The 14,943-nt window shown below is 64.2% G+C and carries 14 protein-coding genes; 7 read left to right on the plus strand and 7 right to left on the minus strand.

Annotated features, from left to right (window positions below; genetic code table 11):
* Positions 1-71 precede the first annotated feature (71 nt).
* The 6 genes from QUH67_RS06680 to QUH67_RS06705 are packed head-to-tail and all read left to right on the plus strand — an operon-like array spanning position 72 to position 6,400.
* A complete protein-coding gene (locus tag QUH67_RS06680) occupies positions 72-890 on the plus strand; it encodes an HpcH/HpaI aldolase family protein (RefSeq protein ID WP_300945882.1) in 819 nt (272 codons plus the stop codon).
* Positions 874-1,806, plus strand: a complete 933-nt coding sequence (locus tag QUH67_RS06685; protein WP_300945884.1) for a cupin domain-containing protein — start codon at positions 874-876, stop codon at positions 1,804-1,806. The genes QUH67_RS06680 and QUH67_RS06685 overlap by 17 nt, the downstream gene beginning before the upstream one ends.
* Before the next feature lie 24 nt (positions 1,807-1,830).
* On the plus strand, positions 1,831-2,802 hold the full coding sequence (locus tag QUH67_RS06690) for a DUF6282 family protein (protein ID WP_300945885.1): 972 nt from the start codon (positions 1,831-1,833) through the stop codon (positions 2,800-2,802).
* A gap of 60 nt (positions 2,803-2,862) precedes the next feature.
* On the plus strand, positions 2,863-3,939 hold the full coding sequence (locus QUH67_RS06695) for an alpha/beta hydrolase (protein WP_300945886.1): 1,077 nt from the start codon (positions 2,863-2,865) through the stop codon (positions 3,937-3,939).
* A gap of 38 nt (positions 3,940-3,977) precedes the next feature.
* The gene (locus tag QUH67_RS06700; RefSeq protein ID WP_300945887.1) at positions 3,978-4,946 is read left to right on the plus strand and encodes a Bug family tripartite tricarboxylate transporter substrate binding protein; all 969 of its coding nucleotides are present in this window, start codon (positions 3,978-3,980) and stop codon (positions 4,944-4,946) included.
* Positions 4,947-4,981: 35 nt separating this feature from the next.
* Positions 4,982-6,400 carry an aldehyde dehydrogenase family protein gene (locus tag QUH67_RS06705; protein WP_300945888.1) on the plus strand — a complete coding sequence of 473 codons (1,419 nt, stop codon included), beginning with the start codon at positions 4,982-4,984 and terminating at the stop codon, positions 6,398-6,400.
* 32 nt (positions 6,401-6,432) lie between these two features.
* On the opposite strand, the gene QUH67_RS06710 is transcribed toward QUH67_RS06705, so the two are convergent.
* From QUH67_RS06710 to QUH67_RS06740, 7 genes are read right to left on the minus strand one after another with little or no spacing between them, the layout of a single operon-like run.
* Positions 6,433-6,960: a MarR family winged helix-turn-helix transcriptional regulator gene (locus QUH67_RS06710; protein ID WP_300945890.1), complete on the minus strand. Its 528-nt coding sequence runs from the start codon at positions 6,958-6,960 to the stop codon at positions 6,433-6,435.
* Between the two features lie 18 nt (positions 6,961-6,978).
* Complete coding sequence (locus QUH67_RS06715) at positions 6,979-7,713, minus strand: SDR family NAD(P)-dependent oxidoreductase (protein ID WP_300945891.1); 735 nt, start codon at positions 7,711-7,713, stop codon at positions 6,979-6,981.
* Positions 7,714-7,719: 6 nt separating this feature from the next.
* Positions 7,720-8,232 carry an aromatic-ring-hydroxylating dioxygenase subunit beta gene (locus tag QUH67_RS06720; protein WP_300945892.1) on the minus strand — a complete coding sequence of 171 codons (513 nt, stop codon included), beginning with the start codon at positions 8,230-8,232 and terminating at the stop codon, positions 7,720-7,722.
* 1 nt (position 8,233) lies between these two features.
* Positions 8,234-9,547, minus strand: coding sequence for an aromatic ring-hydroxylating dioxygenase subunit alpha (locus QUH67_RS06725; protein WP_300945893.1), 1,314 nt, complete (start codon positions 9,545-9,547; stop codon positions 8,234-8,236).
* A gap of 10 nt (positions 9,548-9,557) precedes the next feature.
* Positions 9,558-10,523 (minus strand): PDR/VanB family oxidoreductase, encoded by a 966-nt coding sequence (locus QUH67_RS06730; RefSeq protein WP_300945895.1) that lies wholly within the window; start codon positions 10,521-10,523, stop codon positions 9,558-9,560.
* 2 nt (positions 10,524-10,525) lie between these two features.
* Positions 10,526-12,070 (minus strand): indolepyruvate oxidoreductase subunit beta family protein, encoded by a 1,545-nt coding sequence (locus QUH67_RS06735; RefSeq protein ID WP_300945896.1) that lies wholly within the window; start codon positions 12,068-12,070, stop codon positions 10,526-10,528.
* Positions 12,067-14,229: an indolepyruvate ferredoxin oxidoreductase subunit alpha gene (locus tag QUH67_RS06740; protein WP_300945897.1), complete on the minus strand. Its 2,163-nt coding sequence runs from the start codon at positions 14,227-14,229 to the stop codon at positions 12,067-12,069. The genes QUH67_RS06735 and QUH67_RS06740 overlap by 4 nt, the downstream gene beginning before the upstream one ends.
* 301 nt (positions 14,230-14,530) lie before the next feature.
* Between QUH67_RS06740 and QUH67_RS06745 the strand changes: the two genes are divergently transcribed.
* The gene (locus tag QUH67_RS06745; protein ID WP_300945899.1) at positions 14,531-14,935 is read left to right on the plus strand and encodes a RidA family protein; all 405 of its coding nucleotides are present in this window, start codon (positions 14,531-14,533) and stop codon (positions 14,933-14,935) included.
* Positions 14,936-14,943: the final 8 nt, after the last annotated feature.

Consider the following 14,943-nt stretch of genomic DNA (forward strand, 5'->3'; position numbering starts at 1 on the left):
GGTTTTCGCCAAGCCACGCCGGAGCCGGTCTTCTATGGACGGCCCCGGGCAGATGGCGGGGAGGAACAGCCGTGTCCGGAGACGCCGTCAGGCCGCATTTTTCGTCGTTCCGCCGACGCTTCTCCGCGCGGCAGACGGTCGTCGGCTCGTTCATCAAGACGCCCACCACGCATGCGACCGAAATCCTCGGTGCGCTCGGCTATGATTTCGTCGTGATCGACGAGGAGCACGCGCCGATCGACCGCGCGATGACCGATGTCATGCTGCTGGCCGCGCGCGCCAGCAACCTCGCCGGCATCGTGCGGGTGTCGTCGGACGATCCAGCAAAGATCCTCTCCTGCCTGGATTGCGGCGCCGCCGGTGTGCTGGTGCCTCATGTCGCGACTGTCGAGAAGGCGCGCGCGGTTGCCGCCGCAGCGCGCTACCGCGGCGGACGGCGCGGCTATTCCGGCTCGGCCCGCGCGGGGGGCTATGGCGGCACGCCGATGTGGTCTCTGGTCGACGAACAGGACGCATCCGTCTGCGCGATCGCCATGATCGAGGATCCGGAAGCTCTCGACCAGATCGACGACATCGCCGCCGTCGACGGCATCGATGGCTTCTTCATCGGCCGTGGTGATCTCACTGTTGCCCTCGGTGCCAAATCGTCGGCGGATGCATCCGTCAAGGACGCGGTGATCAGGATCATCGCGGCGGCGAAGAAAGCTGCCAAGCCGGTCTGCGTGATGGTCGCCAGCGCGGCGGAAGCCAAGGATTTTGTGGTCCTCGGCGCCAGCGCCTTCATCGTCTCTTCCGACCAGGGCCTGATGCGCCGGGCTGCGACCCAAACCCTCACCGAGTTCAAGACCCTCGTTCAGATTACGGATGAACAGCATGTACCACAGCACTGATCCCCGCGCGGCGCTGGCTGCCACGCCGGTTGGCACAAAGCCCGCCGCCACGCAATTCGCCGGCGCGGAGTATGCGAAATTCTATGAGACCGCACCGGCCGAGAATCGCGACGGCGCGCGCACCTGGTACGCCCGCGGGCAGAATTTCATCATCGCCTATAGCGACGCCGACAAGGGGGCGGTGCTGAGCCGGAGCGACCAGCCCGACGAATATGTCGTGCTGCTTCCCGATCCCGGAGCTGGCGCCGAAATCGTCTGGGGCAACGAGCGCAAGACCGTCAGCGGCCATTCCATCAGCTTCGTGCCGGCGGGCGCGAGCTCGGTCACGCTGCTCGGCGCCGCCAAGGTCGTGCGCATGATGACGACGCGATCGGAAGATCTCGCAAGTCTGTGCTCTAATGCGGCATCCTACGCGACACCGCATCCGAACCTGCCGCCGTTCGAGCCGTGGCCGGAGGCGAGCGGGGGGAGACAGATCCGAACCTACAGTCTGGACGTTGCGGCGACGCCCGGCAGGTTTGGTCGCATCTTCCGCTGCTCGACCTTCATGGTGAACTTCCTCGATCCGAAACTGGGGCCCCGCGATCCGAGCAAGATGTCGCCGCACCATCACGACGATTTCGAGCAATGCTCGCTGGCGCTGGCCGGCACCTTCGTTCACCACCTGCGTTGGCCATGGACGACCGACATGGCACAGTGGCGCGCCGACGATCACGAGGCTTGCGGATCGCCATCCATCGCGGTGATCCCGCCGCCGTCGATTCACACTTCGCAGGCGATGGATCCCAAGCTGAATATCCTCGTCGACATCTTCTGTCCGCCGCGGATGGATTTCTCGTCAAAACCCGGCTGGGTGCTGAACGAGGCGGATTATCCGATGCCCGCGCCAGCGCCGGCGGACAAGTCTGCGGCCTGACACGCAACGAGAAGGGTTTTCACCATGGCCGACAAGCAAGCGTCCTATCCGACCACCGTGCCGTTGCCGCCGCTGTCGCGCCCGGAGGAGGTTGCTGAACTGCTGGTCGGGGCGATCGATCTGCATTGCCATAGCGGCCCGGCGGCGATGCCGCGCATCCTCGATCATCACGAGGAGCTGCTCGATGCGGCGGCCGCGAAATTCCGCGCCGTGCTCTACAAGGACCACTTCTATGCCGGCATGGCGCATGCGATCCTGCTGGAGAAGCTGTTCCCCGAAACCAATGTCAAACTGTATTCGGGAATCGCGCTGAACAATGCATCCGGCGGCATCAACCCGCACGCCGTCGACCACGCCATCAAGCTCGGCGCAAAAATCGTCTGGATGCCGACGCTCTCGGCCGCGAACCATATAAAGGCGATGGCGGCGGGAAATTCGACCTTTCCAAAGACCGCGCAGAAAATGCTCGACCCGATCCCGCTTTCGGCGCTCGACGCCAGCGGCGGACTGACGGACGACACCAAGAAGGTCATCGATCTCATTGCCGAGGCGGATATCATTCTGGCGGGTGGCCATTTGCCGGCCAGCGAGCTGCACATCCTGTTCGACGAAGCGGCGCGGCGCGGCGTCAAGAAGATGATGGTCAATCATCCGACCTACATCGTCGGCTGTAACGACAATGATATCCGTCAGCTCGTGGCGGGAGGCGTGAAGATGGAACATTCGATCTGCATGTTCATCGAAGGTAAATCGCTGAAGTACAGCCCGGACGATCTGGCGCACCTGATCGAGGTGGCCGGCATCGACAATACCATCCTGTCGTCCGATCTCGGGTTGCAGCATTCGCAGCGTCCGGTCGACGGCTTTCGCAGCATAACTCAGATCCTGCTCGACCTGCAGATGCCGCGAGCCGCGATCAGAAAACTCATCAGCGACAATGCGGCGCAATTTCTGAATCTCCCGGTGAGGGAGAAGGCGGCGCAGGACGCTGCCTGAGCCGAGACAAGCGTAAAGACCGCGACAAGCGGCGTGCGCAATTTGGGGAGGATGCCGACGATGAGGCGCGACAGCCATTCGAAGGACCGGCGGCGATTGCAGCCTTTGGCAGCGGCGCTGTTGCTGGCCGGACTGGGCCAGCCTGCATTCGCGGACGAGGCCCGCAAGCCGCAGAAGCAGCCGATCATCCTGGAGTCGACGGGCGCCTATGAGGTAGGAGGCAAGATCGTCGCCAAGCCCGGCGATCCCGGCCAGACGCTCTCCTGCGACCATGGCTATGTCGAATACTTCATCCCTGCAAAGCGGCGCAGCGCTGGCCTGATCCTGTGGCACAGTTCCAGCACGAAGGTGTGGGAAAACCGCTGGGACGGCGGCGAGGGCTTTAAGAGCATTTTCCTGCGCCGGGGATATCCCGTCTATCTCTGGGACGGCCCGCGCGTCGGCCGCGCCAATTGGAGCTGCGAGCCGATTACCTACACGCCCGACTATTTCGACCAGCGCAATTTCGCCGCCTGGCGTTTCGGCATCACCTATCCGAACTGGCATTCGGGACTTCAATTCCCGACCGCCGACACAGAAGCCTGGAACCAGGCGACCCGCGCCCGCTACGACGAGTTCGATACGCTCGCCAACGCGCTGCTGCAGGCCGACGCCGGCGGACAGGCCATCGACAAGATCGGCCCCGTTATCGCCGTCACCAATTCAGCGGGCGGCTGGCGCGCGCTGCTCTCGGCGCTAAAGGCGAAGAGCGACAACATGAAGGGGATCGTCGCCTATGAGACGCCGGGCTTCGTTTTCCCTGAGGGCGAGGGGCCCGAGCCGAAGCCGGATGCGCCGTACGGACCCAATTCGGTGCCGCTGGCCGAATTCAAGAAGCTGACCAGGTTTCCGATCCAGATGGTGTTCGGCGACTACACCGACACGCGGCCGATCTGGAAAACCTCCGTCGAAGTGGCAAAAACCTTTTGCGGGATCGTCAACCGCCATGGCGGCGATTGCGAGGTGTTGCTGCTGCCCGACGCGGGCCTGCGCGGCAACACGCACATCGCCTTTGCCGATCTCAACAACGAAGCCGTGGCAGACGAATTGTCCAAATGGCTAGCCCGCAAGGGCCTCGACAAGTTTGCTGCGGAATAAGCGCTGGCCAACACGAGCCCGCACAAATCGGAGGGAACATGCGCCTGCTGTCTTTCGGCCTGCTCGGCCTCGCACTCGCCATCGCGCCATGTCCTGATGTTCGCGCGCAGGAGTGGCCGAGCCGCCCGGTCACCCTGGTCGTGCCGTTCCCGGCGGGCGCCGCCGTCGATACGCTGGCGCGCGCCGTCGCGCACGCGCTGAGCGAAGACTTCGGCAAGCAGTTCATCGTCGAGAATCGCGCAGGCGCGGGCGGCAATCTCGGAGGGACAGCGGTCGCCAAGGCCGCGGCCGACGGCCACACCTGGCTGTTCGGAACGCCGGCGCCGATCGCGCTCAACAAGTTCATGTACAAGGGCCTCGCTTACGACTCCGAGCGCGATTTCATCCCGGTCGTGCTCGTCGCCAAGTCTCCGATGATCATCACCGCGACAACGGATTTTCCGGCAAGGACGCTGCCCGAACTGATCGCCTACGCGAGGAAGAACCCCGGCAAGGTCAATGTCGGTCATCCCGGCAACGGAACGCTGGGTCACATCACCTCGGCGCTGATCCAGCAGTTCGCCGGCGTCGAGATGACACATGTACCCTATCGCGGCTCGGCGCCGTTGATCACGGACCTCCTGGGTGGGCAGGTCAACGTCGCGATGGATTTCATGCCGACCTATCTGCAGCTCGTCGCCGACCGCAAGATCCGCGCGCTCGCGGTGACGACGAGCCAGCGGGTCGCGCAATTGCCTGACGTACCGACGGTACAGGAAGCAGGGTTCAAAGGTTTCGAGGCAACCGCATGGTACGCGGTCGTCGCTCCCGCCGGCACGCCGCCCGATATCGTGGGCAAGGTGAACAAGGCGGTGAACGCCTTCATCAACAGCGACAAGGGCAGGACCATGCTCGAACAAAACTCGCTGCAGGGCGTCGGCGGTTCGCCGGAAGACCTGAAGGCGTTCATCGACGGCGAGCGCGCCAAATGGGGCCCCGTGATCGAGGCCGCCAAGATCACGATGTAAGACGACCACGTCGCGGATGTCATGGATGAGGGACGATGGAAAAGTTGAAGTTCTACATTGACGGCGCCTGGGTGGAGCCCGCGACGCCGTCAACGCTCGGCATCGTCAATCCCGCGACGGAGGAGACATTTGCGCAAATCAGCCTTGGCTCGCGGGCTGACGTGGACCGCGCCGCCAAGGCCGCGCGCCGCGCATTCGCGACCTATTCCGTGACCAGCGTCGAACAGCGGCTGGCCTGGCTACAGAAGATCATCGGGGGTTTTCGGGCGCGCCTGCCGGAACTGGCGCGGATGATGACGCTCGAAATGGGCGCGCCGATCACTTTTGCGACCCAGCGCCAGGCGACCGTGGCGCTGTTTCACTTCGAGGAAGCCGCGCGCGTGCTGACGAACTACAGCTTTGAGGAGCGGATGGGGAACGGGATCGTCCGCCGCGAGCCGATCGGCGTCTGCGGACTGATCACGCCGTGGAACTGGCCGCTGAACCAGGTCGCCTCCAAGACAGCACCGGCACTCGCCACCGGCTGCACCGTCGTTCTGAAACCAAGCGAGATCGCGCCGCTCAGCGCGATGTTGCTGGCGGAGATCATCGATGAAGCCGGCATTCCGGCTGGGGTCTTCAACCTCGTCAATGGCGACGGGCCCACCGTGGGCGAGGCGATCGCCGCGCATCCCGAGATCGACATGGTGTCGTTCACCGGATCGACGGCGGCCGGCATCAAAGTCGCCAAGCTGGCGGCAGACACGGTCAAGCGCGTCGCACAGGAACTCGGCGGCAAATCCGCCAACATCATCCTTGCCGATGCCGACCTGAAGAAGGCGGTGATCGAAGGCGTTCACGCCTGCTACACCAATGGCGGCCAGAACTGCCAGTCTCCGACGCGGATGCTGATCCCCCGCGCCCAGCGGGACGCGGCCTTTGCGGCGGCGCGCGAGGCGGTCGGCAGCATCCGCCTCGGCGATCCCCTCGATCCGGCATCCACCATGGGCCCGCTGGTGAGCCAGGTGCAGTTCGAAAAAGTACAGGATCTGATCCAGTCCGGTGTGGACGAAGGGGCGACGCTGGTGGCCGGCGGCACCGGGCGGCCGTCCGAACTCAACCGCGGCTACTATGTTCGTCCGACCGTGTTCGGCGACGTGACGCCGCAGATGAGGATCGCACGCGAGGAGATTTTTGGTCCCGTGCTGTCCATCATGAGCTATGACAGCGAGGATGAGGCGATCGAAATCGCCAACGATACGCCGTTCGGATTGGCGTGCTTCGTGCAGTCTACCGATCCCGTCCGCGCCCGTGCCGTCGCCAACCGCATTCGTGCGGGCCGCGTCTATCTCAATGGCGCGCCTTTCGACCGCAGCCTGCCGTTTGGCGGCTACAAGCAATCAGGCAATGGCCGCGAGTTCGGGATTTTTGGATTTGAGGAATATCTCGAGGTGAAGGCGATCCTGGGCCAGTGAGGCGAGCGACAAAGACGCTTACGCGGCAGCGCTCAACTGTGTTTGTCGAGTCTTCGCTTCAGCAACGTCAGATGCTGCAGCAGGTCCGACTGCGCCACGGGTGACAATTCGCCGATCAGGGCGATCACCCATTCCTCGTGCCGCCGCGCCATCCGGCCGAACTCCCTGGCGCCTTCCTGCGACAGGCGCAAACGAAAGGTGCGGCGGTCATCGGAATCGACTTCGCGATGGATCAAGCCGTCGGCTTCCAGCTTCTGCACCAGCGCGGTGATGGCGCCGTTCGAGACCATCAGCAGTTCGGAGACCTCGGACATCGTCGCCCCTGCCGGCTTGCGCGCCAGTTGCGCCAAAAGGTCGAAGCGGGCCAGCGTGGTGTTGAACTCCTTGCGCAGCTTTGCGTTCAGCGCCTTCTCGATCCGGGTGGCGCAGGAGAGCAGCCGCAGCCAGATGCGCAGTTCCAGATGCGCGCCGTCGGATTCGTGAGTCGGCTCGACCGGCCGCAATGCCGGCTCGCGCGCGCCTTTCGCGGGTCTGGCCTTTCGCTTGACGGTGGCGTCCATGGCTGTGATCTCGCCCGGCTAAATGGAAATCGATCCGATGCTGGCTCCGCCGCAGACATACAACGTTTGCCCGGTGATGAAGTCGGCATCGGGTGAACTGAAGAAACTGACCGCGCGCGCGACGTCGGCGGATTTGCCGAGCCGGCCGAGCGGGATCGACTGCGCCAGCTTTTTGGCGCGTTCGGATTCCGGCGACATCACGCTCTCGAACATCTCGGTATCCGCAATCGGACCGGGGGCCACGACATTGACGGTGATGCCGAAAGGAGCCAGCTCGAGCGCCCAGGTCCGTGCCATGCCGATGATACCGGCCTTGGTGGCCGAATAGACGGTGCGCGTGACGGCGCCCAGCGCGGCGCGCGAGGACAGCAGCACGATACGGCCGAAGCGCGCCTGCTTCATGCACGGCAGCGCGGCCTGCGCCAGCGCAATCGCCGCGCCGAAATGCAGTTGCGCCAAGGCGCCAACGTCCTCGTCGGCGACTTCTTCCAGCAGCTTGGCGCGGATCGCGCCGGCATTGTGCACGACATGGGTGATCGCGACTTTCGCCGCGATCTCGTCGGCCGCCTGCCGCGTCGCCCTCGCATCGAGCAGGTCGACTTCGTGCGATGTGAATTTGGGGTGGCTCCAGTCGGGCTTGCGCCGCGACAGCGAGATCACGTCATAGCCCTCGGCGAGGAGGTTGCGGGCGATCGCCGCGCCGATGCCGGTATTGCCGCCGCTGACGATCGCCGTGTGGTGGACCACGCTCATCTCACCTCACATAAAGAGCTGGATATTGCCGAAGGCAGCGTCGCAATTGATCAGGTCGACGCGCTTCAGCTTGATCTTGAGCCTGCCGTCCTCGACGCTCAGATGATGCGTGACCCAGGCGGCATAGAGCGCCTGCTCGTCCAGGCGCGTCTCGACATAATGTATCGGCGTCCAGGTGACGTAGCTGTTGGCGGCGGCGTCGCGCGAATCCACCTGCGGCGTCTGCAGCACATGATGGCAGCGGCTTTTCGGTTTCTGGCTGAAGGTGCGCGCGCCCTTGAGACGCTCGACCCGGATCGAGAGCAACAGCTTGTCCTCGTACATCAGTGAGCAGGTCAGCCGTGGATCGGTCTGATTCCATTCCAGCGGCATCCAGTAATAGGCGTCGTCCGCGTACATATCGAGCCATTCGTCGAAACGCTGCTGATCGATCAGTCGCGCTTCGCGGACGACGAAGTCGATCAGTTCCTGATCGGTCGGAACCGCATTCTTCTGGGGAGCCTCGGCGAGCATGTTCATATCACATCCCCATGGTCATGAACTTGGTCCAGGCGCGGAACTGGTGGCGCATCGGCCACTCGCTGGTCCCGTTGACCGCGACATTGGTCTGTCCGGCCTCGTCGGGGCTGTAAAGGCGCTGCAGGTTCACCCACTCATTGCCGTTCGAGTGCAGGCCTTCCTGCGCGCGCTCGTACATTTCGAGGTCGTCATGGCCGACGATCGAGGTCGGCGCATTGATCAGGCGGTTGTACATCAGCGTGCGCTCCAGCAGCATGTCGGGCGCGTCGACGAGCTGGAACGTCCAGGATTCGACCAGCGTCTTGTTCGCCGCGATCGGCTTGAACTGCCGCAACAGCTGGATCGGGCCCTTGATCATGATGTTAGGGAAATAGACGGTGTTGTGCCTGTTTTCGTCCAGGATCGCCTTGGCGCGTTCCTCGCCATAGGCGGCTTTCATCTTGTCGAAATAGCCGGGCACCGCCGAATAATCCGAATGGATCGAGTGGTGCACGCCGGTATGGCCGTGGCCGTTGTCCCAGATCCGGATCCCCATGTTCTCGAAGAACTCGTATGGGCTCATGAAGGGCGCGATGATCTCGACCGCCATCGGCTTCTTGGTGCCGGGTGGCGCCTTCTTCCAGACCTCGACCGCCGTGCCCGCGGAGGATTCGTGAGCCACCATCGGATGGCAGGTGTCGGTCTGGTTCTCGACCAGCATCTTCCAATTGCAATTGTGCATGTAGCGCAGCACGCCGCCGGCGACCTTGAGCTGGCCGGCCGGCGAGCGGTCGACCATGTTGTCGAGACTGGACAGGCTTTCGCCAAAAAACTCCTCGAAATCGAGGCCGTCATCATTGATTTTGGCGAACACGAAGCCGCGATAGTTTCTGACATGCCGCACCGGCGTCATGCCGGGCGCGGCATGACTCTGCTCGAAGCCGGTATTCTCGTAGCCCTTCTTCAAGGGAATCGCGAGCAGCGAGCCGTCGGTCTTGAAGCTCCAGGCATGGTAGGGGCAGCGGAAAAACTTTCCGGTGTTGCCGCAGGTCTCGGAGGTGATGCGCGTGCCCTTGTGCGGGCAGCGGTTGTGCAGCACATGCACCTTGCCGTCGGTATGGCGTACGAGCAGCACCGGCTGCGTGCCGATCGTGGTGCCAAAGTAGTCGCCGGGATTCGGGACCTGGCTGTCGTGGCCGACATAGACCCAGCTGTTCGTGAAGATGTGCTCCATTTCAAGCTGGAACACCTCTTCGCTGACATAGACGTCGCGGTGAACCTCCTGGTCGCGGACCAGCGCGCGAAGCGCAGCGGCGTTGCCGGCATATCGGGTCATGCGTTCCTCCTCACAGGTCGAGCACAAGTCGTTTGGTTTTCGCGCGAGAAATGCAGATCTGCATCACTTTGTTCGACGCCTTCTCGCTTTCGCTCAGGATGTAATCGCGATGATCGGGGATGCCGTCGATCACCGTGGTTTGGCAGATGCCGCAATCGCCGCGCTTGCAGTCATGGATCGGGTCTTCGCCGGCCTCGAGCAGCACGTCGAGGATCGTCTTCCCGGCGGGAATCTCGTAGACGCGTCCGCTGCCCTTGAGTTCGACCTCGAAACTGGCATCGCCGGACTTCTCTTCCGGCGCGGTGAAGATTTCGAAGTGCAGCCGGCCCTGCGGCCAGTTCATTTGTTTTGCAAGTGCAATGGCGGCTTCAATCATCGGCAGCGGTCCGCAGAGGTAGAGCGGTACGTCGCGCGGGAGCCGCGTCATCGAGCCCTCGAGATCGAAAAACCGACCGGCCTCGTCGTCGGCATGGATGGTCGCGTTGGCGCTGGCCAGCCGCTCGATGTCGCTGAGAAAGGCGAGTTCGCTGCGGCTGCGGCCGGCGTAATGGAACGAGAACGGTCGCTTCGCCGCGCACAACTCGCAGGCCATGGCGAGCAGCGGCGTGACGCCGATGCCGCCCGCCACCAGCGCAACTTCGCCGGTGCCTGCGCCAAGGGGAAAATTGTTCGCCGGCGGCGAGATCGTCAGGCGATCGCCGGTCTTGAGACCGTGCATGAAACGGGAGCCGCCGCGACCGTTGCTTTCCTGCAGCACGGCGATGCGATAGGCGGTCGGATGTTCGGCGGCCGCGCGCGGTGACCCCGTCTCGATCAGCGAATAGGAGCGCCGGCCAACATCGGGCAGATGGACGTCGATATGGGCGCCGGCGGCCCAGCCCGGCATCGGCGCGCCGTTGGCGCGCGCCAGCACGAATTCGCGAATGCGCGGCGTGAGCGCCTCGGCCTTCGACACCACGACCTCGAATTGATCCATCCTCAGGCGTCCTCGAACAGTGTCTCGACGGTACGCAACGCGCCGTCGAGCTCGGCACCGTCGGCGTCCTTCAGCGCAATCTTGGTCAGACGCTGCACCCATTCGGCCGCATCGGGCCGGCCGGCCAGACGCTCGGCCGCCTGCATGACCTTGTCGAATTTCGTTTCGCCGCGCGAATGCGTGTCCGAATAGCCGCCGACGAGACGGCGCGCCTCGCACACGGCGGTCGCGAGCGGGATGTCGCTTGCAGCGAATTTTTGGGCACGTTGCGCCCATTGATCGAGATGGCGCATCTCTCGGGCGTGCCGCAGCGTGCCCCGGCGAAAGCGCCGCAGGCCCGCCACGCCATACAGCATCAGGAACGCCAGTGGAGCGGTGGTGCGTAGCCTCCGTCCGCGATCGATCAGACGCGCGAGGCGTTCGCTGCGCTCGACCTTTTCGCCGAGCAACGGCGGCAACAGCCCCGCCATTTCCTCGATCCGCGGATGAAAGAATTCGGTTATCCCGAGGATCTGGTCATCGCCGGCCCGCGCCTCCCGGCGCACCCGGTCAAATCGGCCGGCGCGCGTCTTGAGATCCGCGACGCGGATCACGTCGTCATAAGCCATCGCGATCGCGAGATATTTGGCAAAAGCGTTCATCAGGCCGGTCGCGTCGCGCGGCAGCGGTTCCAGCCGGTCGAGATATTCGCGGCCATAGGCCACGTCCTGATAATCGACGACGCGCTGCAGACCGGCCGCGACGATGCCGTGCACTGCTTCCGGCAGTTGCCGCGCCCGCGCGACAAGTGCGTCGTAATCGGCGTGGCCGATCGGTTCGAGGCGCGGAAAGCGTTTTGCGAGCGGCGGTTTTGCCGTGGGCTTGATCTTGGGGTCCTGCGCGAGCGTGGCGGCGGCCCGTTCGCGGCCGGCGGCGAAGGCGCGCAGGCTGGCATCGACGCCGACGCCGGCCGCGCGGATCGTCGCTTCAAAATCCGCGGTCGCGAAGGGCAGGGCGCCGGAGCCTGCGAGCGCGCCGAACAGCACCGAGGACACCACGCTGCCGGTGGCATCCGCGATCTCGGCCATGTCGAAGGCGATGAAGCGGTTGGCGGCGACGTTCGCCGCCTCGTAGACCTGCGAGGCGTCGGCGGTACCGTCGCCGGGCGCGGTCTTCTCGACCACGGCCAGGGAGCGATGCGAGGAGCCGATCAATAGCGTGCGGTCGGGCGAGACCAGCCCGCGCAGGATGGCGCGGCCGGCTTCCATCAATTCGGCGCCGATCACGATGTCGACCTTGCCGGACGCCGGCATCAGCGACAGCACGGGATGACGTTCCGGCCTGCTGGCGTCGGGCGCGATCATCTCGATGTAGTAGATCGTGGCACCGGTGCGCTGGGCGACGCCGGGCACCGAGGTCGATTGCGCGAACCAGCCGCGCCGCTCGGCCAGCGCCACGATCCAGTCGACCAGCACGCCGCCGCCCTGGCCGCCCATCGCGAGCACTGCAACGGTAATGGGGCGGGCCTGGCTGAGCGCGACGGAGGAGGGGGCGACCGAGACGTTCATGCCGTCTCCTGCTGGAACATGATCCGCCGTCCCGCCCGCCAGCGCTGCAGGGCGCCGATCATGCGCCGCCAGATGCGGTCGAGACGCGCTTCGAACGCGGTGGGGTTGGAAACGATGTCGGCGCGGTAGAAGGAGGGACACAGCACGGCCGCATCGGCGACCTCGCCGCAATGGCCGCAGCCGACGCAGCTGTTGTCGACGGCGGCGACCGGGTTGTCCTTCAAGGGGTCTGTGGTCGGCTTCACCGACAGCGACGGGCAGCCGGACAACCGAATGCAGGCGTGATCGCCGGAACAGGTGTCTTCATCGACGCCAAAACGCTCGCGCACGACGCGTTCGCCGCGCTTGGCGGCGGCCGCCACCAGCGGCTTCACGCGGCGCTGCTTGTTCAGCATGCACTCCGACGAGGCGACGATGATCTTCGGGCCTTTCTCTTTGGTCGTCAGCGCCTCGCGCAGCGTGTCGCGCATGTGCGAGACGTCGTAGGTGCGGTCGATCTGGCGTACCCATTTGGCGCCGACGCCCTTCACCGCCTCGACGATCGGATGCTTGGTCGAGCGCGAACGGTTGTCGGCGCGCGAGGAGGGGATATCCTGGCCGCCGGTCGCGGCGGAGTAATAATTGTCGACCACGACGATGACGCCGTCGTGCTGGTTGAAGACGGCGTTGCCGACGCCGCTGGTCAGCCCGTTGTGCCAGAAGCCGCCATCGCCCATCATCGAGATCGAGCGCTTGCTGGCAGGAACGTTGAAGGCGGAAGCCGACGCGGGGCCGAGCCCGTAGCCCATGGTCGTGGCGCCGATATTGAACGGCGGCAGGATCGAGAACAAATGGCAGCCGATATCGGCGGCGATGTGGTGCGGGCCGAGTTCTTTTTCCACGAGTTTCATCGCGGAGAAGATCGGCCGCTCCGGACAGCCGGTGCAGAAGCCCGGCGGCCGCGGCGGCACCACGTCGGCCAGTGCGCGGATCCTGTCGTCGACCTCGACCCGGTCGATGTTCGGTGCCCGTGCGGAGGCCGGCAGCACATCCGATCGCCAGCGGCGGATGAAGGCGCCGATCGCAGCGTCCATGACCTGCGCGGTGTATTCGCCGGCCATCGGAAAGACGTCCTTGCCGTGCAGCCTGGCGGGAATGTCCGCGTTGCGCAGGATCTTGTGCAGCGACTGCTCGATGAATTCGGGCTGGCCTTCCTCGACCATCAGCACCGCCTTCTTGGTTCGGCAGAACTCGATCACCTCGCGGTCGACGATCGGGTAGGTCACGTTCATCACATAGAGCGGGACGCGTGTTTCGCCCCAGATATCGGCAAGGCCGGCCTCGCGCAGCGCGGTGATGACGCCGTTATACATGCCGCCCTGCATGATGATGCCGATATCGTCGATATCGCCGTCGAACGTCTCGTTCATGCCGCGCGCATGGATGAATTCGACGGCAGCCGGCCAGCGCTGCTCGATCTTCTCTTTCTCGTGCAGGAACGAAGCCGGCGGCAGCACGATGCGGTTGGTGTCGCGCGACGGCGTATCGAGCGCGCGGGACAGCGGAAAGCTGGGCCGTACATTGTCGCGGGTGGCAAAGCGGCCATGCACATGGCAGGCGCGTATCCGTACCTCCAGCATCACGGGCGTATTCGAAGCCTCGGATAGTTCAAAGGAATCATGCACGGCCTTCACGATCGACGCCACGTTGGGCCGCGGATCGACCAGCCAGAGCTGCGACTTCATCGCAAAGGCGTGCGAACGCTCCTGCATGATGGAGGAGCCTTCGCCGTAATCCTCGCCGATGATGATGAGCGCGCCACCGGTGACGCCGCCCGAGGACAGGTTGGCGAGCGCGTCGGATGCGACATTGATGCCGACCGGGGCCTTGAAGGTGACCGCACCGCGGATCGGATACATCACGGAGGCGGCCAGCGTCGCCGCCGCGGTCGCCTCGCTGGCGCTGGATTCGAAATGCACGCCGAGATCGGAAAGGATATCCTGCGCGTCGGACAGCACGTCCATCAGGTGCGAGATTGGCGCGCCCTGGTAGCCGGCGACATAGCTGACGCCGCATTCGAGCAGTGCTTTTGTAATGGCGAGAATGCCTTCGCCGCGAAATTCCTCGCCGGCGCCGAGCTTCAGGTCCTCCACCTCGCGCGCGAAAGAGCGTTCTGCCATGCTCGACACCTCGGCCTTGCGGGGAACTTCGGACGGCCGGATATAATTTTAGACATCAAACAAAAATGAAGTCAATCGGACTTGCGGAATGGGGCGCTTCGAAACGGCGTGCGTGCCTTTATCCGCTATCATGCAGCTTATTTCGTAGGCTTCATGCACAGACCACCGGCGCACGCGCCACGCCGGTTTGCTTGACACGATATTTTAGCCATGAAACATTATTGGGCGCGCCGCGCTTGATGACTCTCGCCATCGCGGATTCGCGCGACCCGTTGTTTGATCCGCCGCCGCGGAGTGAGATATGTTCGAGTTCTTGCAGCCGGCCGGTTGGGCCAGGCCGATCGGTTACGCGAACGGCGTCGCTGCCCGCGGCAAGATGATCTTCGTCGCCGGCCAGATCGGCTGGAACGAACATTGCCAGTTCGAGTCCGACGATCTGGTGGCGCAGACCAGCCAGACCCTGAAAAATGTTGCCGCCGTCTTGCGCGCCGGTGGTGCCGGGCCCGAGCATATCGTGTCGATGACATGGTTCATGCTCGACCGTAAGGAATATTCGGCACGACTGAAAGAAATCGGTACGGTCTATCGTGACGTCATAGGCCGGCACTTCCCGGCGATGACGGCGCTGCAGGTCTCGGGGCTGATCGAGGACCGCGCGAAAGTCGAAATCCAGGCGATCGCGGTGATACCTGACCAGATGGACTGAAGGCGATG

Source organism: Bradyrhizobium roseum (assembly GCF_030413175.1).
GTDB lineage: Bacteria > Pseudomonadota > Alphaproteobacteria > Rhizobiales > Xanthobacteraceae > Bradyrhizobium > Bradyrhizobium roseum.

Excerpts from the sequence above, each read along its gene's own strand:
- QUH67_RS06685 (WP_300945884.1), top strand. The coding sequence starts at position 874 with ATGTACCACAGCACTGATCCCCGCGCGGCGCTGGCTGCCACGCCGGTT.
- QUH67_RS06690 (WP_300945885.1), top strand. The coding sequence starts at position 1,831 with ATGGCCGACAAGCAAGCGTCCTATCCGACCACCGTGCCGTTGCCGCCG.
- QUH67_RS06695 (WP_300945886.1), top strand. The coding sequence starts at position 2,863 with ATGAGGCGCGACAGCCATTCGAAGGACCGGCGGCGATTGCAGCCTTTG.
- QUH67_RS06700 (WP_300945887.1), top strand. The coding sequence starts at position 3,978 with ATGCGCCTGCTGTCTTTCGGCCTGCTCGGCCTCGCACTCGCCATCGCG.
- QUH67_RS06705 (WP_300945888.1), top strand. The coding sequence starts at position 4,982 with ATGGAAAAGTTGAAGTTCTACATTGACGGCGCCTGGGTGGAGCCCGCG.
- QUH67_RS06710 (WP_300945890.1), bottom strand. The coding sequence starts at position 6,960 with ATGGACGCCACCGTCAAGCGAAAGGCCAGACCCGCGAAAGGCGCGCGC.
- QUH67_RS06715 (WP_300945891.1), bottom strand. The coding sequence starts at position 7,713 with ATGAGCGTGGTCCACCACACGGCGATCGTCAGCGGCGGCAATACCGGC.
- QUH67_RS06720 (WP_300945892.1), bottom strand. The coding sequence starts at position 8,232 with ATGAACATGCTCGCCGAGGCTCCCCAGAAGAATGCGGTTCCGACCGAT.
- QUH67_RS06725 (WP_300945893.1), bottom strand. The coding sequence starts at position 9,547 with ATGACCCGATATGCCGGCAACGCCGCTGCGCTTCGCGCGCTGGTCCGC.
- QUH67_RS06730 (WP_300945895.1), bottom strand. The coding sequence starts at position 10,523 with ATGGATCAATTCGAGGTCGTGGTGTCGAAGGCCGAGGCGCTCACGCCG.
- QUH67_RS06735 (WP_300945896.1), bottom strand. The coding sequence starts at position 12,070 with ATGAACGTCTCGGTCGCCCCCTCCTCCGTCGCGCTCAGCCAGGCCCGC.
- QUH67_RS06740 (WP_300945897.1), bottom strand. The coding sequence starts at position 14,229 with ATGGCAGAACGCTCTTTCGCGCGCGAGGTGGAGGACCTGAAGCTCGGC.
- QUH67_RS06745 (WP_300945899.1), top strand. The coding sequence starts at position 14,531 with ATGTTCGAGTTCTTGCAGCCGGCCGGTTGGGCCAGGCCGATCGGTTAC.